This window comes from Secundilactobacillus muriivasis, assembly GCF_054785195.1.
Window position 1 is genome coordinate 1 of sequence record NZ_BAABMI010000058.1, and the last position, 16524, is coordinate 16524.

The following is a 16524-nucleotide window of genomic DNA, read 5'->3' on the forward strand; positions in this document are numbered from 1 at the left end:
ACGTAAAATCCCCATCAAGCACTTGAATCATGTGTTTGATGGGGATTTTGGAGTTTCTGGTGAATAATTCAGGTTAAATGTTGTTAATTTAATTTTTGTCGATATTGCAGTTGCTCTAGTTGCTTTAACTCTAAAACGTCATTTAAGCCGAAAAATACGGTGGTCTATCATACCGTTTAGTTTTCTATTAGCACCCTGGATAATGGTTTTCTATTCCGATACCGTTATTCTGCCGCTTATTGCGCTAGAACTCTTTGCGCTACACAATTTAATTACCCAGAACGCTTCTGCTTCAAATGCACAACTTAAATTAATCGGTAGTGGTGTTCTTTTAGGCTTCAGCGCTTTTTTTGCCTATAGTTTTAAACCTAGCACCATTATTTTGACGATTGCCATCGTGATTGAACTTTTAATCAGCCTACTTTTCCCATTTAATAAGGCCACTCTTACTGCAAAAATCAAAAATCGAATGACACTTATTTCTGCTGTAACGGTTCTTGCTTCGTTCGGTCTAGCAATGGGCGTAACTCAAATTTATACCAGTCAGCAACACATCATGTTCGTGAATAAGAAAGGCGCGTTACAACCAAGTCACTTTATTTTGATGGGCATGAATTCACAATCTGGCGGTCGCTTCTCCGGCGCCGACTATGACTATAGCCTTAAACACGCCCAAACACCTGCCACTCAAAATCGTGCTAACTATGCGTTAATCAAAAAACGTTTGACGAACTTTGGCGTCATGGGTTATCTCAAATTTTTAATCGAAAAAAACTATCATAATACTAGTGATGGCACTTTAGGGTGGTCCGATGATAACCAATTTTCCGAACCAGCCTTAACCCCACACGCATTTGTGCGCTCATTCTTTTATCAAGAAGGTAGTCGCCGAAGCATCTACTTCGTCGCTGCGCAACTAGTCTGGATCAGCATTATGTTTGGCACCCTTTTCAGTCTGTTTGATTCCTCACTCTTTGCACGCATCTTACGACTCTCGGTATTAGGAACACTCTTATTCTTACTCATTTTCGAAGGTGGTCGTTCCCGATACCTGATTCAAGCCTTTCCGATGATTTACATGCTGTCCATTATTGGCTGGACTCAGCTCATCACTTACCTCAAAAATCAGCAATCAGTAACTGCTAATCTAACACAGTTTAGTGCAGCCCTTCGACACGCAATGTTGAAGTAAACGCGATCGCCAACAATAGACTCGCCTAACAACCATCTGAATTAACTATTATCTCATTTGCAAATTGCGCCATTTCCGCTAAAATAGGACTAACATTAACCTTGTCAGCGCTACCAGCCGGCAACTTAAACTCACACAAAGGACTGATCACTTGTCACACAAAACCAAGTGGCGTACGATTTCGATCGCCATTTACATTATCTTTGTCATCGTTGCCGTTAGCCTGAAACTATTGACCCCCGCTCGAGTGGGCCTATCTTGGAGTATCTTCTGGTACATTGCCGTTGCGGGCTTTTTATACTACTTCTACTTCAAAAACGTGGCCTATCAAGAGGTTATCTACTACGCGCGCGAACTTCACTTGAGCCGTAGCGACTTAGAAGCCATCGTGCCGGACCGAAAAAATACGGCTGAAGTCCCTGACCCAGACCACCCCAACATCTTCAGTCCACTGGTTCAGGTGCCGCTGGAAATCATTAATAAACTCACAACCGAACTCGAAAAACGGGCCAAAGATGCCCAAGTAACACCGTTCAAATAATCTCGTGTTCACCCGATTCCGCCCAATACCTTGGAGGTGTGTCCGATGTCGCCTGATCGTCACTGGTTACTCAAATTGAAGCGCAAAGCCGGCCTGATTCGAGGGCTGGCGCTACTGGTTGCCGTGATGGCGGTGATTTTATTTGTGCAACACCAATTGATTAGAGAAATTTTAGCCTTAGTGGTTAGTGGTGCTGGGCTGTGGTTAGCTTGGTGGTTGAAGCGGTTGTTGCGGGAAATGAAATGATGCTTAAAACAGGTGTCCTTAGCGGGAATGAGTCTCGCTGAGGGCACCTGTTTTTTGGTTGTTTGGGATTACTTGATTGCCATTATATCGCGGTAGTGCCGACGTGCACTACTATTACGTTAGTTTCGACGTCTATTTGGATGTCGCTTCTCGGTATTTAGCAGCAATAAATCCACGCCTACGTAAACCACATTCTGGCAACCACGCCGAAACGTGCTCCACGAAACTGAGAGCTGCACGTAAGGGGACTTCAGTAAAACCACTCAAAACCCGAGCGCTTTCACTGAAGTCCCCTTACGCTCCGCTCTCAACCCGTTTCGTTCCGCACTCTATGCTCTACTCCCATAAGTCATCGACTTCTTCAACCAAGCCAAATTCTGCGGATCCGGTCCTACCCGCTTGCCTTGGTCCAGCTTTGCGATTGCCTGCATCTCGTCTTCATCCAAACCAAAAGCGAAGATGTCGCGGTTTTGGGCAACGCGTTCTTCGTGAATTGACTTTGGAATCACAACTTCTTCGCGTTGAATGTGCCAGCGGAGGATGGCTTGTGCTGGGGTCACATTGTGAGCCGCTGCGATTTTAGCAATCACTGGGTCGCCTAAGGCATTGTTCTTACCGCCACCTAATGGACTCCAAGCTTCATGCTGGATGCCCTGACTTTCCAAGTAGGCGTGGAGTGCCGTCTGCTGGAAGTAAGGGTGGGTTTCGATTTGGTCGATCATGGGTTTGATTTCCGTTTGGCTCATCAGGTCTTCGAGTTGGTTTTGCTCGAAGTTAGACACGCCAATGTTTTTGATCTTACCCTCGCGGTACAGGTCTTCCATAGCCTTCCAGGTGTCAACGTAACCCGGTGCTGGCCAGTGGATCAGGAGCAAATCAAGGTAATCGAGGCCTAACCGCGCCATTGATTCGCCAAAGGCCTGCTTGGTTTCATCGTAACCCCGCACGTTATTCCACAATTTAGTGGTCACAAATAGCTCACTGCGGTCCAAACCGCTTTCCTTGATGGCTTCACCCACCCACTGCTCGTTACCGTAGTAGGCCGCTGTATCAATGTGCCGGTAACCGGCTGCCAGCGCCCACTTAATTGAATTTTTCGTATCTTCGGCGTTATCGACTTGGAACACACCTAACCCAAGTTGGGGAATCGTGTTGCCGTTCGCTAACGGAATCTGAGGAATATCATTATGCATCTCAATCATCCACCTTTCACTGTGTTATGTACTACTTCGTTCATCGAGCTTAAACGAAATGAACTCACTAGCCGGCGCGGTTGTCGGCGTCAACAAGTGGGTCATCCCGCGCTGCCCCATTTCGTAAAATGCCTGGGTAATGCTGGTCAACTGTGGCCGCACGATTTTAACCAGTTCAGTGCCATCAATACTCATGATGGCCAACTGTTCCGGCACCTTCAAGCCAAAGTTCTGCGCTTGATTCAACACCCCAATCGCCGCCATATCACTGGTGCCAATCACGGCCGTCACTTCCGGATCATGCCCGAATTCAGCCATCGCGTTAAACCCATCCTGATACGTAAACAACCCCGGTTTGATCCAATCATCGCTCACAGTCAACTGTGCCGCCTTCATGGCATCCCGATAACCGGCAACCCGTTGCTGACCAATGTAGGAATTCACGTCCATCGCCACCAACCCAATTCGCTGGTGACCCTTTTTGATCAGGTAGTCAGTTGCCTGATAACCGATCTGATAGTCATCCGACGCGGTAAAAGCGAGTTTATCGCCCTTAAACGAGGTCGACAGGTATCGGTGCGGAATCCGTGAATTTTCTAGTAACGCTAAATTGGCATCCGTTAATTGAACCGCTAGCACCAAGATGCCCATCACCGAGCGACCGATCAACGTCCGCAACGCCCGGGTCTGCAGATCACCTTCGTCTTCAGCGTATAAAATCATCACGCTGAGATCGTGCTTAAACGCCACTGACTGGATGCCTTCAATGATCTGATTAGAGAAGTTAGTCTTGGTACTCGACACGATCACGCCGATCACCTGACTCTTTTGGGTCACTAGTTCCACGGCACTGGTATTTTTCCGGTAGCCTAGTCGATCAGCAGCTTCGCGAACCCGCGCTGCCGTCTTGTCAGAGTAAAACCCAGCCTTGTTAGCGAGCACGCGCGAAACCGTTGCAATCGAGACATCGGCCTCAGCCGCAACGTCCTTAATGGTGACTGTCATCACAAACCCTCCTTTCACAAAATACTTGATAGTCTCTATTTTAGCATAGTTTCGCCTTTTAATTTACGTAAACGTTTGTGTTATTGATAACTAGCCATTGTAAACGTTTGCGTAAATTCAAATAACGTGTTAGGCTCTGTTTTGTAATCGGTTACAATTAAGTTTAAGGAGGCGTTCCCAATGAACGCAAAACCCATTAGTCAGGCTGACGAGGTTCCCGACCGCCCAACAGCCCATTCTGGTTTACCGACACTCAAGTTATCAACCATTTTCGCCATGACCTTCGGCTTCTTCGGCGTTAACATGGCCTTTTCACTCCAATCGTCACAGATGAGCCGGATCTTCTCAACCATCGGTGCTAACCCCAACAAGCTCGGCTGGTTCTTCATCCTACCACCGCTAGCGGGCATGGTCGTTCAACCCTTGATTGGCAAATATTCCGACCAAACCTGGAACCGGTTCGGTCGCCGGATGCCCTACTTACTCATCGGCGCGCCAGTTGCCGCGTTAGTCATGATTCTCTTACCCAACGCCGGTTCCTTTGGCTTTGGTTTCGGGTCGCTTGCAGCCCTATTATTTGGTGCAATTGCTATTTTATTCATGGACCTTTCGTCCAACGTCTGCATGCAGCCCTTCAAGATGATCATCGGCGACATGGTCAACGAGGATCAAAAGGACCTCGCTTGGTCGTGGCAACAATCATTTTTTAACTTCGGTGGCGTGTTGGCAACCCTCGCCCCATTCATTTTAGCCGCAATTGGGATCGCCAACGTGGCGCCCAAGGGTGAAGTGCCAATGACCGTCAAACTGGCCTTCTACATTGGTGCCGCCATTCTGTTGATCACCGCCGGCTACACGATCTGGTCGGTTCACGAATACGATCCAGCAACCTACGCGGCCTACCACAACATCGACACCACGATTCAAAAACCACAACCAAGTTTGTGGCAACTCGTTAAAACCGCGCCGAAGTCCTTCTGGGAAATCTCCTTCGTTCAGCTCTTCGTCTGGTTTGCGATTCAGTACCTCTGGACTTACGGTACCGGCGCAATTGCCTTCAACGTTTGGCATACCAGCACGCCGTCATCCGCTGGTTACCAAGCAGCCGGTAACTGGTTCGGTATTTTAACCTGTGTTGAATCCCTAGCTACCATGGCTTGGGGCTTGTTGGTGCTGTCCCGCACCAACCCATCATCCCGGAAACTGTGGTACCGAGTTGGCTTGGGCGCTGGTGGCGTTGGCCTGATTTCAATTTTCTTCATTCACAGCCAACTGCTGCTGATCATCCCGTTCGTTTTAATTGGCATCGCCTACCTCACCCTGCAGGTACAACCATTCTCCATCTTTACGGAATCCTTGCACGGTGAAAACGAAGGCGCCTATCTGGGCCTGTTCAACTGCAGTATTTGCCTGCCCCAAATCGTGGCTTCGCTCTTTAGTTTCTGGCTGTTCCCATTGCTTGGTCAATCGATGCCGCACATGATTTTAGTGGCTGGCGCCGTGATGTTGCTTGGGGCAGTGGCCGTTGGGTTGATCCACCCACGGTTATCATAAATGCGGTACACTTAACTTAGAATTCATCAGGAGGCTATTTCACATGACAAAACGTTGGTTTCAAGATTCAGTGATCTATCAGGTTTATCCTCGCAGTTTTCAGGACAGCAATCACGATGGTATCGGTGATTTAAACGGCATCAAGAGCCGCTTAGACTACCTCAAAAAGCTAGGTGTCGATGTCTTGTGGCTCTGCCCAATTTACAAATCCCCCGATAAAGATAACGGCTATGATATTGCCGACTACGAAGCGATCCAACCGGCTTATGGCTCAATGGCTGACTTCGATGCGCTATTGGCTAGTCTGCACGAAAAGGGCATGAAACTGTTGATGGACTTAGTGGTCAACCACACCTCCGACCAACACAAGTGGTTCCAAGAAAGTAAGAAGTCTAAGGATAACCCCTACGCCGATTATTACATCTGGCGCGATCCCGTTGACGGTCACGCCCCCAACAACTGGGGCTCCTACTTCAGCGGTTCGACTTGGACCTACGTCCCTGAACGTGGCCAGTACTACTTGCACTTGTTTGCGCCAGGTCAACCCGATTTGAACTGGGCCAACCCCGCCGTTCGTCAAAGCGTTTATTCATTAATGCGTTTCTGGTTGGATAAGGGTGTTGACGGCTTCCGGATGGACGTGATCAACCTGATTTCGAAACCAGACGGCTTACCAGACGCCCCTCAAGCACCAGGCGCTGAGTACGGCGACGTCCAAGCAGTGGTCGCTGATGGGCCAAAGCTCAACGACTACCTCCAAGAAATGAATCGCGAAGTGTTATCTAAATACGACGTGATGACCGTCGGCGAAATGCCAGGCTCAACGCCAGAAGACGCCATCCAATATACCAACTTGGACGGCAGCGAACTCAACATGGTCTTCCAATTCGAACACGTTTCCCTGTCCCCTAACCCAGACGCCCGCTTCGGTAAGTGGAACGATCAACCCGTTAAACTCCCCGAACTGAAGCAAGCGCTGGGTCGCTGGCAGACTGCGCTAGACGGCAAAGGTTGGAACAGTCTCTACTGGAACAACCACGATCAACCACGTGCCGTTTCGCGTTTCGCCACTGATGATGAACGTTACCGGGTTCGGGCAGCCAAGATGCTGGGCACCACGCTGCATTTGCTACAAGGCAGCCCCTACGTTTACGAAGGCGAAGAACTTGGCATGACCAACGTGCACTACACCAGCTTGGATCAGTATGAGGACCTCGAATCCTTGAACGCGTACCACCAATTCGTTGACAAGGAAAAGGCCGTCTCCGCTGACCAAATGCTGCGGTGGCTCTCGCCAATTTCTCGAGACAACGCCCGGACGCCAATGCAGTGGGATGACACCGCCAACGCCGGCTTCACCGATGGCCAACCATGGTTCGCGTTGAATCCAAACTACCCAACCATCAATGCCAAGGCTGCGTTAGCTGATCCCGATTCCGTCTTCTACTACTACCAGAAGTTAATCGCCATTCGTCACCAAAGCGACCTCATCAAGTTCGGTGATTTCGAACTCTTGGATGCCGATGACGCTGAAGTCTTCGCCTACCGTCGTCACTATAACGGCCAGACGTTGCTGGTCATCAGCAACTTCACGAGCGACACACTTAACCGCCATTACGACCGCCCTAGCGAGGCTAAGGTGTTAGTCGGTAACTACGATGATGACGCCGGCGAGACGTTACGGCCTTATGAAACTAAGGTTTATCAGTATTGAGTTTAATTGGACTGCTAACGCTTTAGCGGTCCTTTTTTATTGTCGTTTGTATCCAGCGTAAGCATGCTTCTGTTTAGTCTGTGAAGTGCGTAAACTGTCGATTCCGGTAGCCGGCTACCTTCATCTCACGTTGGCACAATTCGACACTATCGTAGAACATCTCAAGAGCTTAACTGCACGGTTAATCACGGATTGCAACGACTAACGTTGATTCAGTATAGTTACTGAACATTGATTACAATGGTTTTCACAGTATTGAATTACCGTCTAACGATGTCATCACGCAGTTTCGTCAACTTCAGAAGGTGACAGTCAGCTATTGTGGTTGCCGACAACGCACCATGTAGCGGGAGGCGGAGGCGCGCGGGGCTCAGCAGTGTCGGTATGACTTGGGCAGTCGTGCCTCGTGGGGTTCGAGGTGCGAGTGCCTTAGTCATACGCGGGTCCGGAGAGATCCGGCATGGAAGTGATTTTCTTCCATTCCTAGCTCGTAGGCCCGCCACTGCGTTCCAGCCTCGCATAGCGCCGGAGCCTCCCGCGGCATCCTTCCACTATACAAAACCAGAATCACTGAACTTCACAAACTAAACATGCTTACGCTAGACACAAGTGACAGCCTCACCGCCATAAGTCAACGATGCTGACAACCAGCAACAACGCAACTACCCAGTTAACCAACGCCGCATGCGCATTATAAAACGTCTTAAGATAGTGACCAACAACGGACCAGATCAGCGTGCCGATGGCGCCAATCATGACCATGACGAGGAGTTTGAGCCAAACGCCGTGGGTCGTGGCGAAGACTGCGGTGAAGCCGCCGAGTCCTGCAACGTAGTAGAGATAAACTTTAACGTTGGTTGCCTGTAAGAGTAGGGCCGAGGTGAACGGGTGCGTTAACCCCTCTCCTGCCGCAATGGCCTGACTGCCACGTAAACTATGTATCGCTAGATAGGCTAAGTAGCCGGACCCCACTAGTTTCATCACCAGTGTCAATCCAGGTTGATCAAGTAACTTGCTCGACAATAACGCCACCGCACCGCCGACTAACCAAAACCCCACAAAACTACCAAAGTTATAAATCAAGCTCCGGCGAAAGCCTTTCACTTGGCCTTCCGACAGCGCCATAATCGTATTTGGCCCCGGCGTAATGGCCATGATCCAGTTGAACATTAAGAATGAAATCATTTGCAGCACCTTCTCGTTGTATTTGCAACATAGAATAACATTTGTTTGTTGTAAATGCAACATTGAGTAACGATTTTCACACTTCAGCAAAACCGTTGCAGTTCCGTACCACTCACGCTATGCTAGTGGTATAACCTGAAATTCAAAGGAGGCCGCGACAGTTGTCATTCACTGTCGTCGATATCAAAATGGAAAAAGAAATTTTTCGCGACATCGGTTGGATCGCCCGTGAGATCAACGCAACCGCGAACCGAACACTCAGACCATTTAACCTAGGTGACAACCGGTTTATCTACGTGATTCGGGTACTGGAACAGCCCGGAATCGGCCAACAAGAACTTGCCACAACGATTGGGGTTGACCGCACCACTGCCTTTCGTGCGGTTAGCAAACTGATTGCGGATGGTTACTTAGAAAAACGTGACCATCCCACCCAACCACGGCTGAAAGTGCTCTACCCAACCGCAAAAAGTCAGCAAATGAAACAGCAGTTATTCGACTTTGAGGCCGCGAGTTCTCAACGGTATTTGGACGTGTTGACCCCGGACGAACTCGCCTCGCTACAGACGCTTTTAGCACGAGTTCGACACCATGCTCAAACCAACACCGAACCGTTCTAAACTAACAAAAAGTTGGGTGCAATCATCAACCGCGTTAACCCCTAATGTACCAAGCGATACCGCTGATTGCGCCCGATTTTACCCAAAAATTTTAAGCAAAAACACTTAAAATTCTAGTCCAATTGAGTTATCCTAATGAATGGTAGTACTAAAATTTGGCAGGTTCGCTCCGTTCTTGATACTGGAGGTTTATTTACGTGAATAATCAAGAACCGCAATCGCGCATGCAACGTTACAATTTCAACACCGACAACAATCAGCCGCCGAAACGCAAACGGCCGAAGAAGCCACATCGCATCCGGCAACTGATTGTCAGTTTTCTCCTGACGCTGGTGTTGATCATTGGCGTCGGTGTCTGGCTGGCCAACCGCTCAACCAGCGTTGAAACCAATGATGCGAACACCGCGCAATCCGCTAACAGCAGCAGTAAGAACGAAGATGATAACACTGACACTGATTCGAACAGTACGTCACGCAAGACGCCGTCCGAAGCAGCGACTTCTCAAGATGATCAAGATACCACCGGCTCAACTGACGATAACCAGGGCATCACACCCTCACAACGCAGTTCAATGCAAAGTTCGATCGATCAAGAATCTGATTCAACCATTAAGAACAGCGAGCAGAAAAAACTGGATGAGACTAAATCCAAAGCAGAGACCCAAAGCTCAGCCAGTTCTGCCAATACTACCGACAACACTTCCGGGTCGACATCCGAGAAACAATCTAATAGTGGCGATGCGTCTAGCGATAGCACCACATCGTCTTCCCCTGAATTCAGCCGCTCCCACACTTTCTCATCAGTCGCTGATGCCAAAAGTTGGGCGCAAGCAACTAAGTCGCAATGGCTGAAAAACGGTTACACCACCTATACGATCACCACTGACGCGCAGGGTAACTATATCCTTAGCTTCGTTAAGTAGTGCGAGAAAAAATCCCCCAATAGAGCGTTGGGGGATTTTTTGATTACCAATAAATTTAAAGCATCATGATTTAACACACTGTACCTAGTTTGGTTCGGATGTCACCAATTGACTTTTCAAGCATACCCTTATTCTGTTATAATAAATCGTCAGCTTAAACGATAAGTGCATGGCCATGTTGATTAACGTTTTAGTTGTTCATTATTTCTAAACGACACACAACGTTTATCCTGTTGTGCGCTATTTTAACGTGCTTTCATACTATATTGTAGTCTTTCCATCAACACCACCACCCATTAAAAATTACAACTCAATCGTATAACTTTTTAAAAGTAAATAACCATGCCTAGACACATCTATATTACCTAAAGGGGAATTTATTGTGGAAAAGAGATTTTGTATTCATTGTGGGAAACCTGTACCAGAAAATGCTGACTTTTGTCCGTATTGTGGCACAAAACAACCGACAACGACTAGCGACGAGGACGTTCAACAACCAAAACAAGCATATGACCGGCCTACTGAAGTATTTTATCCCGAAGGTTGGCAGTCAGCGAATGAAGAAACTTCGAAAACAACTGATAAACCAGCGTCAGGCTTAAAAAAGAAATGGTATAAGAGTCGGTTAGTTTGGACCCTAATTGCACTATTCTTCCTATTTTTCTTTATTGCCGTTAAAACCCACGAATCGTCTTATTCAACAGCAGCGCCAACCGAATACACGAGTGATAGTGATGATTCGGATTCTGATGATACAACTGATGACGATACCGATGATGACTCAGACGAAGATGACTCGTACGACTACGATGATGACAGCGAAGATGACGATGAAGATGATTCGGGTGACTTCACCGAAGATTCCGTTGCCGGCATCTCAGCCTCCGATTACGATTCAGCATCAGCCGCTAGTAACAACTGGTCATATGGTGAATTACTAAAATCCGATTCTTATTATGGCTCATCGTACAACGTTACCAACGCGCAAGTTTTACAGGCAACCGAAAGCAATGGTTCAACGATGTTACTGGTATACACTGACGATTATGCAGATGAGCTTTTTATGGTCTACTACCCAGATACCACAACAGCTGTTAAAGATAATTATGTTTCAATTAAGGGCATTTTAGGTAACAGAGAAAATTACGATACCCAGTCTGGTGGCACCAACACCGTTCCAGCCATGGTGGCACAAGATGTTACCGTAACTGGCTAAACTTAAACGACCGTCAGCAAATACTGACGGTCGTTTTTAATGTTTCATTACTCTATTCAACTCGCATTTCGATGCTTAAAATCCACCTGCATCATCAACAACGCAATCACAATCAAACTCCCACCAATCAGCAGGTTCATCGTAAACGGCTCAAACCCAAGGGCTACGGAGAAGATGCTGCCAAACATCGACTCGGTCATCAGGATAATCCCTGCTGGCGTTGGATCGGTATACCGTTGGCCAACCAGTTGCAACGTTTGCGCCCCAAACGAGGAAAGAATCCCCAAAACGACCACTGGCCACAAGCCGGCTTGCCAATCGATTGCACCATAACTGGCATGTTCAAACAGCAGCGACCAAATCATCCCAAAACCGCCCTGTGTGACCCCCAGCATGAACGACAGCACCCACGGATTCGTACTGGTGGTTTTCATCCCGAAGTAAACGATTTGAATGGCGTAAAAGACCGCCGAGATAATGGTCAATAAATCCCCAATATGTAGCGAAAACCCGCGGTTCACCAAGTTGGTTAAGAACACCATCCCAACGACACAAATCGCAATCGCCACGTAGCTCTTCCCCTCCGGTCGCCGGTGGAAGAAGATCCACACAATAAACGGAATAAAAATCACGTAAATCGCTGTCAGAAAGGCGTTATTGGCTGGTGTTGTGTACTTTAACCCCAACGTCTGCAGTTGATAGCCCACAAAGTTGATAAAACCAGCTGTCATGCCGATTCGAAAATCGACCATGGTCATCTTATTGATGGCTTTGTGGAAGAAGATGTAGGCCAAGCCCGCATAGATTAACCCCCGAATCCCGTTGATCAACCCCGCTTGCATGTTGGCGTTAGTGGCCATTTTTGAAAAGATGTAGCCAGCGCCCCAGATGATGGCTGCAATCAGCAACATCAAGTTGGCGCGTGTTTTTGTTACTCGCATAAGCGTTTCCCCTGCATTTCTCATCGTTAAGTTCAGCGTAGCCGCGCCAAACCCCATTCGACCAATATAGCACAACCAAAAATGTGATACAAACGCGCGTTGCCCCGTTCGTATCACATTTTAATTTATTTGTGTTCGTTTAAAAACGCCACCGCAAATTCTTTGTAGAACTCAACACTCTGCAAATACTGCGTGATTGAAATATACTCATCCGGTTCATGCGCCGTATCAGAGCCCGGTCCGATCACCACGCTCATGAAGTTCCCCTTGGCGCGGGAGAACTCGGAGCCGTCATTGGCGCCACCTGAGCCAACTGGAATGATCCGTTTGCCCATTACCCGGTGCCCCACCTTTTGAACTAACCGCACTAACGGCGCATCTGGGCGGCCCGGTACTGCCTCTTCCGGATAACTGTACGTAATGCTGAGGTGGAAACCTGGTCGCTGATTTAAGCGGTGAATCAGGTCTTCTAACGCCTTGTAGATCATCTGATTAGGATAGGCTGGAATCGTCCGCATATTAGCGGATAACCGCGCTTTGGCGGGAATGCTGTTGATCTGTTCACCACCGCTGATCAGGTCAACACTGTGTAACAGCCCACCTAACACCGGATCCTTACGATCAAAGCGAGCAATCAAGTCGTTAACTTCATTATAATAAGTCATTAAGTTGTCGATTGCGTTAATTCCCTTGTCTGGACGGGCACTGTGGGCGGATTTGCCAATCGAATCCACGTGGTAGTCGATAACGCCGCGTGAGGTATACGTGACCTTATCCATCCCGCTAGGTTCAGCAATCACGAGGCCGTCTAAATCATCTGCATACCCCTTATCCGTCAACTGAGCGGCACCGTACTCGCCAGTTTCCTCACCAACGGTGGCCAGTAAGCGAATCGTTCCCGGTAGCGCCACGTCTTCCTCCAAGAGTTCCAACATCGCGATCACCATCGCTGCCAAACCACTCTTCATATCTGACGTCCCGCGGCCGTACAACCGATCATCGACCACTTCACCGCCAAACGGATGGTGAGTCCAAGCCGCCAAGTCACCGGGATCAACCACGTCCATGTGACCGGAGATACCCAAGTGCCGGCCAGCCGGATTTCCCATCGTGACCACTAAGTTATCGCGGTCCGCCGCGTAGGGTACCCGTTCAATCGTCACGCGATCGCGATACGGGTCAAATAGGGTCGCCAAATAACTGGCCACCGCCGCTTCATGATCGTTAACCGATTCGATCCGAACAAGGTCTTGTAAAATTGAAATTTTGCGCGCCGTTTCCAAATCCATTCCGCCTTCCGTCTAACACATATTACGTCCAGCATACCCCGCGAATTAGCTAAAAATCAAGGGTTCTCGCAAAAATACCTCGTCACCCACATTTCCGAATTGGATTAAAGTTTCTGGTGAAAAACTGGCTTTCATAACCGAGATTTTTTTGTAATCTTAATAATTGCGGTATAATAGAACAAGAGTCTGCAAAAAAGGATGATCATAGTCAACACACCTCTTATTAAAATAAGAGGCTTGTAGCTCACGCGGTAACTTCCCGCGGTGGTCAAACATATCAGTTTCCTGATACTCCCTTCCCAAAGTGGCTACATCATATCGGACGGTTGACAGCGCCCGTTTAGTTGCAAAGCCTTGCTAAGCAACTGTTGTTTTGGCTGGTTTTGGTTTTTTGAATCTTGGTTTAGTATTACCGGCAACGTATTGATGCCCCAAAGTTTGGATGTTCATCGCCCCAACTCGATCATCATTGGAACGATAGCCACAATCAGTACATTGATACTGATGGTACTGGTGATCTCGATTTTCTTTATTGATCACTTTGCATTTAGGGCAACGTTGGCTCGTAAAGTTAGCGGGTACTTTTAAAACAAGGCTCCCTTGGCGACGTGCTTTATAGGTCAACATCATTTCAAGCTGATAGAAAGCCCAAGAACTATTATCGTTTCGTAGTGTCTTAGGTAAGTCGTCGCGATTAAAGCTAACGCCGGTTAAGTCTTCCAACACAAATAAGGTATCCGCACCATACGTCGTAACGAGTGTCTTAGATAGACAGTGATTCACATCTGTCATCCAGCGGTTCTCTCGATTACCGATTTTCTTTAAACGACGACGAGCTGATTTAGTGTCTTTGCGTTGAAGGGATTCACGAGTTCGTTTAAACTTTGCCCGTTTGTGCTGAACTGGCTTACCGGAAACGAAGGCCGTTTGTTGTTGGTGATCATAAGTGGTAACTAGGAAACGTAACCCACGGTCGATTCCAACGACTTTTGGGGCCTTAGACAATTGAAGTTCATCAGTGTCCTTGGTCATGGCAATATGCAGGTACCATTTACCGCGAATGTGTAGCACTTTAGCGGTACCGAACTTCCAGGAGCCATCCAAATACTGTTCAAAACCGTGTCTGGTACTTGTGACTGGTTCGCCAGCTAAGTATTCCTGTAAACCATGACAAACTGGTGTAACCCGAATTCGTTTTTCCAGCGTGTTGATGGATAGGTCACCATTACTCAAGAACGACCAGTCACGGCCCCGTTGTAAATCAGCTTGCGGTTGGGAAAAGTTAATGGGTTGCCACAGCCAGTGACAATCACGGTGGACCCAAACTAGTTCTGGTCGGCCATTTGGTAATTTTTCACCAGTTGGATAGCGGTAAGGGTGGTTACCTAATTGGGTTTCAACCGTTTTATAATGCGCTATTACCGTGCGGACGACCGATTGGGCCAGTTGAGATTTCAAATGGAAATCTTGCCGCAATTGGTGATATAAGCGCTTAGTTAACGCCTGCATATTGGAACGAAAGTGCTCATCAAAGAAGGTCTGCGAAACAAAATTACAGGCGTTACGATATTGTTGCATCATGGTGTTTAGTAAGTCAGCGTCTGTGCTGTGGTGTAGTTTGAGTTTTACTTTGATTACCACTGATTGTTCCGTTTTCTTCGGCATTGGTCGACCTCCTCAATTGGGATAGATCAAGTTTACCAAAAATTCATACTTTACAAAGAGAACAATAGTTCGTATATTCCATTTTAGATGCTCAACCAATTTTAAAGAAAAGAGGAGTGGCGGGCTTTCCTCCCACGTTTGAAAACGTGGGTATCTCGCCCAATATTTTAATGAAAATTAACGTCCCAACCGACAACGGTTTTCTCCCCGACATCTACGGGAAGTTTGCGCCCGATGACCAAAAAATGGGCGGCAATCCCGTTCGGTCATTTCCAATTCAGTTTAGCGAAGTGCCAGCCAACACCGCCACTTTCGCCGTCACGATGATCGACCACGATGCGATTCCGGTAGGCGGCTTCACTTGGATCCACTGGGTAGCGGCCAATCTTCCCGGAACGTTAACTGAACTACCTGAAAACGCCAGTCAAAGTGGCGCGGTCACTATGACATTTGGTAAGAATTCCAACGCCGGTGCCTTGGTTGGCGGAACCAACCCACTCGTAACGGAACGTTATACTGGTCCACTACCACCCGACCAAGATCACCGCTACACGATCACCGTGTACGCGCTGGATACGAAGTTGCCGCTAACGGATGGCTTTTGGCTCAACCAACTCATGGATGCCATGGACGGTCATATTTTGGCCGAAGCCACGCAAGTTGTTATGGGCCGCGCTTAGTTCCGTTACTACTATTCAGTTACTAAAGGAGTTACCACTATGCATTTAAACTACCATTCGATCCTAGTTCCCGTTGACACCTCTAAGTTTGCGGAACTGGCGCTCGCTAAGGCGGTGGCCGTGGCCAAACGAAACCACGCCCACCTCGACCTGCTGAGCGTCATCGACACGCACCAAACCAACTACTACGGTGGCCTCGTCAACAACGGCGACATCGTCAACCGGTTGGTTCAAGACGCGACGGACTATTTGGCGGAACTTACCGACCAAATTAAGGCCAAATACGGCTTAACCGACATCAGCACCCACATCCGCTTCGGTAACCCGAAGACCGTCATCGCTTTTGACTTCACGCAAGATCACCAAAACGACTTAGTGATGATGGGCGCTACCGGGATGAACGCCCTGGAACGGGTCGTCACTGGTTCCGTGACTGACTTTGTGACCCACAATGCCAGTTGCGACGTGCTCGTTGTTCGCACCAACCTCGCTAACAAGCCCGGTGAAAAACCGGAAAGTCCGTTCCGCACCACTGAACATTAAACTTAGTCTTATTGATG

The 16524-nt window shown here is 48.1% G+C and carries 16 protein-coding genes; 10 read left to right on the plus strand and 6 right to left on the minus strand.

All coding sequences use genetic code 11. The annotated features are described in order from the left end of the window. Nucleotides 1-469: 469 nt before the first annotated feature. From ACYVR3_RS12650 to ACYVR3_RS12660, 3 genes are all read left to right on the plus strand, one after another. Entirely contained in the window at nt 470-1192 is a 723-nt protein-coding gene (locus ACYVR3_RS12650; RefSeq protein ID WP_461244545.1) for a glycosyltransferase family protein, read from the plus strand. A 151-nt stretch (nt 1193-1343) separates the two neighbouring features. Then, complete coding sequence (locus ACYVR3_RS12655) at nt 1344-1733, plus strand: hypothetical protein (protein ID WP_054737222.1); 390 nt, start codon at nt 1344-1346, stop codon at nt 1731-1733. 45 nt (nt 1734-1778) lie between these two features. Continuing rightward, nucleotides 1779-1979: a hypothetical protein gene (locus ACYVR3_RS12660; RefSeq protein ID WP_461244546.1), complete on the plus strand. Its 201-nt coding sequence runs from the start codon at nt 1779-1781 to the stop codon at nt 1977-1979. 329 nt (nt 1980-2308) lie between these two features. Here the strand turns inward: ACYVR3_RS12660 and ACYVR3_RS12665 are convergent, their stop codons facing one another. Further along, nucleotides 2309-3172, minus strand: a complete 864-nt coding sequence (locus ACYVR3_RS12665) for an aldo/keto reductase (RefSeq protein WP_461244547.1) — start codon at nt 3170-3172, stop codon at nt 2309-2311. Between the two features lie 24 nt (nt 3173-3196). Further along, nucleotides 3197-4177: a LacI family DNA-binding transcriptional regulator gene (locus ACYVR3_RS12670; RefSeq protein WP_461244548.1), complete on the minus strand. Its 981-nt coding sequence runs from the start codon at nt 4175-4177 to the stop codon at nt 3197-3199. 180 nt (nt 4178-4357) lie between these two features. Here ACYVR3_RS12670 and ACYVR3_RS12675 point away from each other — a divergent pair, with 180 nt between their 5' ends. Both ACYVR3_RS12675 and ACYVR3_RS12680 read left to right on the plus strand, forming a co-directional pair. Beyond that, nucleotides 4358-5731, plus strand: a complete 1374-nt coding sequence (locus ACYVR3_RS12675) for an SLC45 family MFS transporter (protein ID WP_461244549.1) — start codon at nt 4358-4360, stop codon at nt 5729-5731. Between the two features lie 43 nt (nt 5732-5774). Further along, nucleotides 5775-7445 carry a glycoside hydrolase family 13 protein gene (locus ACYVR3_RS12680; protein WP_461244550.1) on the plus strand — a complete coding sequence of 557 codons (1671 nt, stop codon included), beginning with the start codon at nt 5775-5777 and terminating at the stop codon, nt 7443-7445. A 618-nt stretch (nt 7446-8063) separates the two neighbouring features. Here ACYVR3_RS12680 and ACYVR3_RS12685 read toward each other — a convergent pair. After that, nucleotides 8064-8630: a LysE family transporter gene (locus ACYVR3_RS12685; protein ID WP_461244551.1), complete on the minus strand. Its 567-nt coding sequence runs from the start codon at nt 8628-8630 to the stop codon at nt 8064-8066. 161 nt (nt 8631-8791) lie between these two features. Between ACYVR3_RS12685 and ACYVR3_RS12690 the strand changes: the two genes are divergently transcribed. The 3 genes from ACYVR3_RS12690 to ACYVR3_RS12700 all read left to right on the plus strand — a co-directional run bounded on the left by ACYVR3_RS12690 (nt 8792) and on the right by ACYVR3_RS12700 (nt 11389). Then, nucleotides 8792-9250, plus strand: coding sequence for a MarR family winged helix-turn-helix transcriptional regulator (locus ACYVR3_RS12690; RefSeq protein ID WP_461244552.1), 459 nt, complete (start codon nt 8792-8794; stop codon nt 9248-9250). 197 nt (nt 9251-9447) lie between these two features. Further along, nucleotides 9448-10173: a hypothetical protein gene (locus ACYVR3_RS12695; RefSeq protein ID WP_461244553.1), complete on the plus strand. Its 726-nt coding sequence runs from the start codon at nt 9448-9450 to the stop codon at nt 10171-10173. A gap of 382 nt (nt 10174-10555) precedes the next feature. Then, entirely contained in the window at nt 10556-11389 is an 834-nt protein-coding gene (locus ACYVR3_RS12700) for a zinc ribbon domain-containing protein (RefSeq protein ID WP_461244554.1), read from the plus strand. 56 nt (nt 11390-11445) lie between these two features. Here the strand turns inward: ACYVR3_RS12700 and ACYVR3_RS12705 are convergent, their stop codons facing one another. The 3 genes from ACYVR3_RS12705 to ACYVR3_RS12715 all read right to left on the minus strand — a co-directional run bounded on the left by ACYVR3_RS12705 (nt 11446) and on the right by ACYVR3_RS12715 (nt 15284). Next, the gene (locus ACYVR3_RS12705; protein WP_461244555.1) at nt 11446-12330 is read right to left on the minus strand and encodes a DMT family transporter; all 885 of its coding nucleotides are present in this window, start codon (nt 12328-12330) and stop codon (nt 11446-11448) included. Nucleotides 12331-12455: 125 nt separating this feature from the next. Continuing rightward, nucleotides 12456-13619, minus strand: coding sequence for an ArgE/DapE family deacylase (locus ACYVR3_RS12710; RefSeq protein ID WP_461244556.1), 1164 nt, complete (start codon nt 13617-13619; stop codon nt 12456-12458). 357 nt (nt 13620-13976) lie between these two features. After that, complete coding sequence (locus tag ACYVR3_RS12715; RefSeq protein WP_461244557.1) at nt 13977-15284, minus strand: RNA-guided endonuclease TnpB family protein; 1308 nt, start codon at nt 15282-15284, stop codon at nt 13977-13979. A gap of 170 nt (nt 15285-15454) precedes the next feature. On the opposite strand from ACYVR3_RS12715, the gene ACYVR3_RS12720 reads away from it, so the two are divergent. Both ACYVR3_RS12720 and ACYVR3_RS12725 read left to right on the plus strand, forming a co-directional pair. Continuing rightward, a complete protein-coding gene (locus ACYVR3_RS12720) occupies nt 15455-15964 on the plus strand; it encodes a YbhB/YbcL family Raf kinase inhibitor-like protein (protein WP_461244569.1) in 510 nt (169 codons plus the stop codon). A gap of 39 nt (nt 15965-16003) precedes the next feature. Next, nucleotides 16004-16507, plus strand: coding sequence for a universal stress protein (locus ACYVR3_RS12725; protein ID WP_461244558.1), 504 nt, complete (start codon nt 16004-16006; stop codon nt 16505-16507). The last annotated feature ends 17 nt before the right edge of the window (nt 16508-16524 follow it).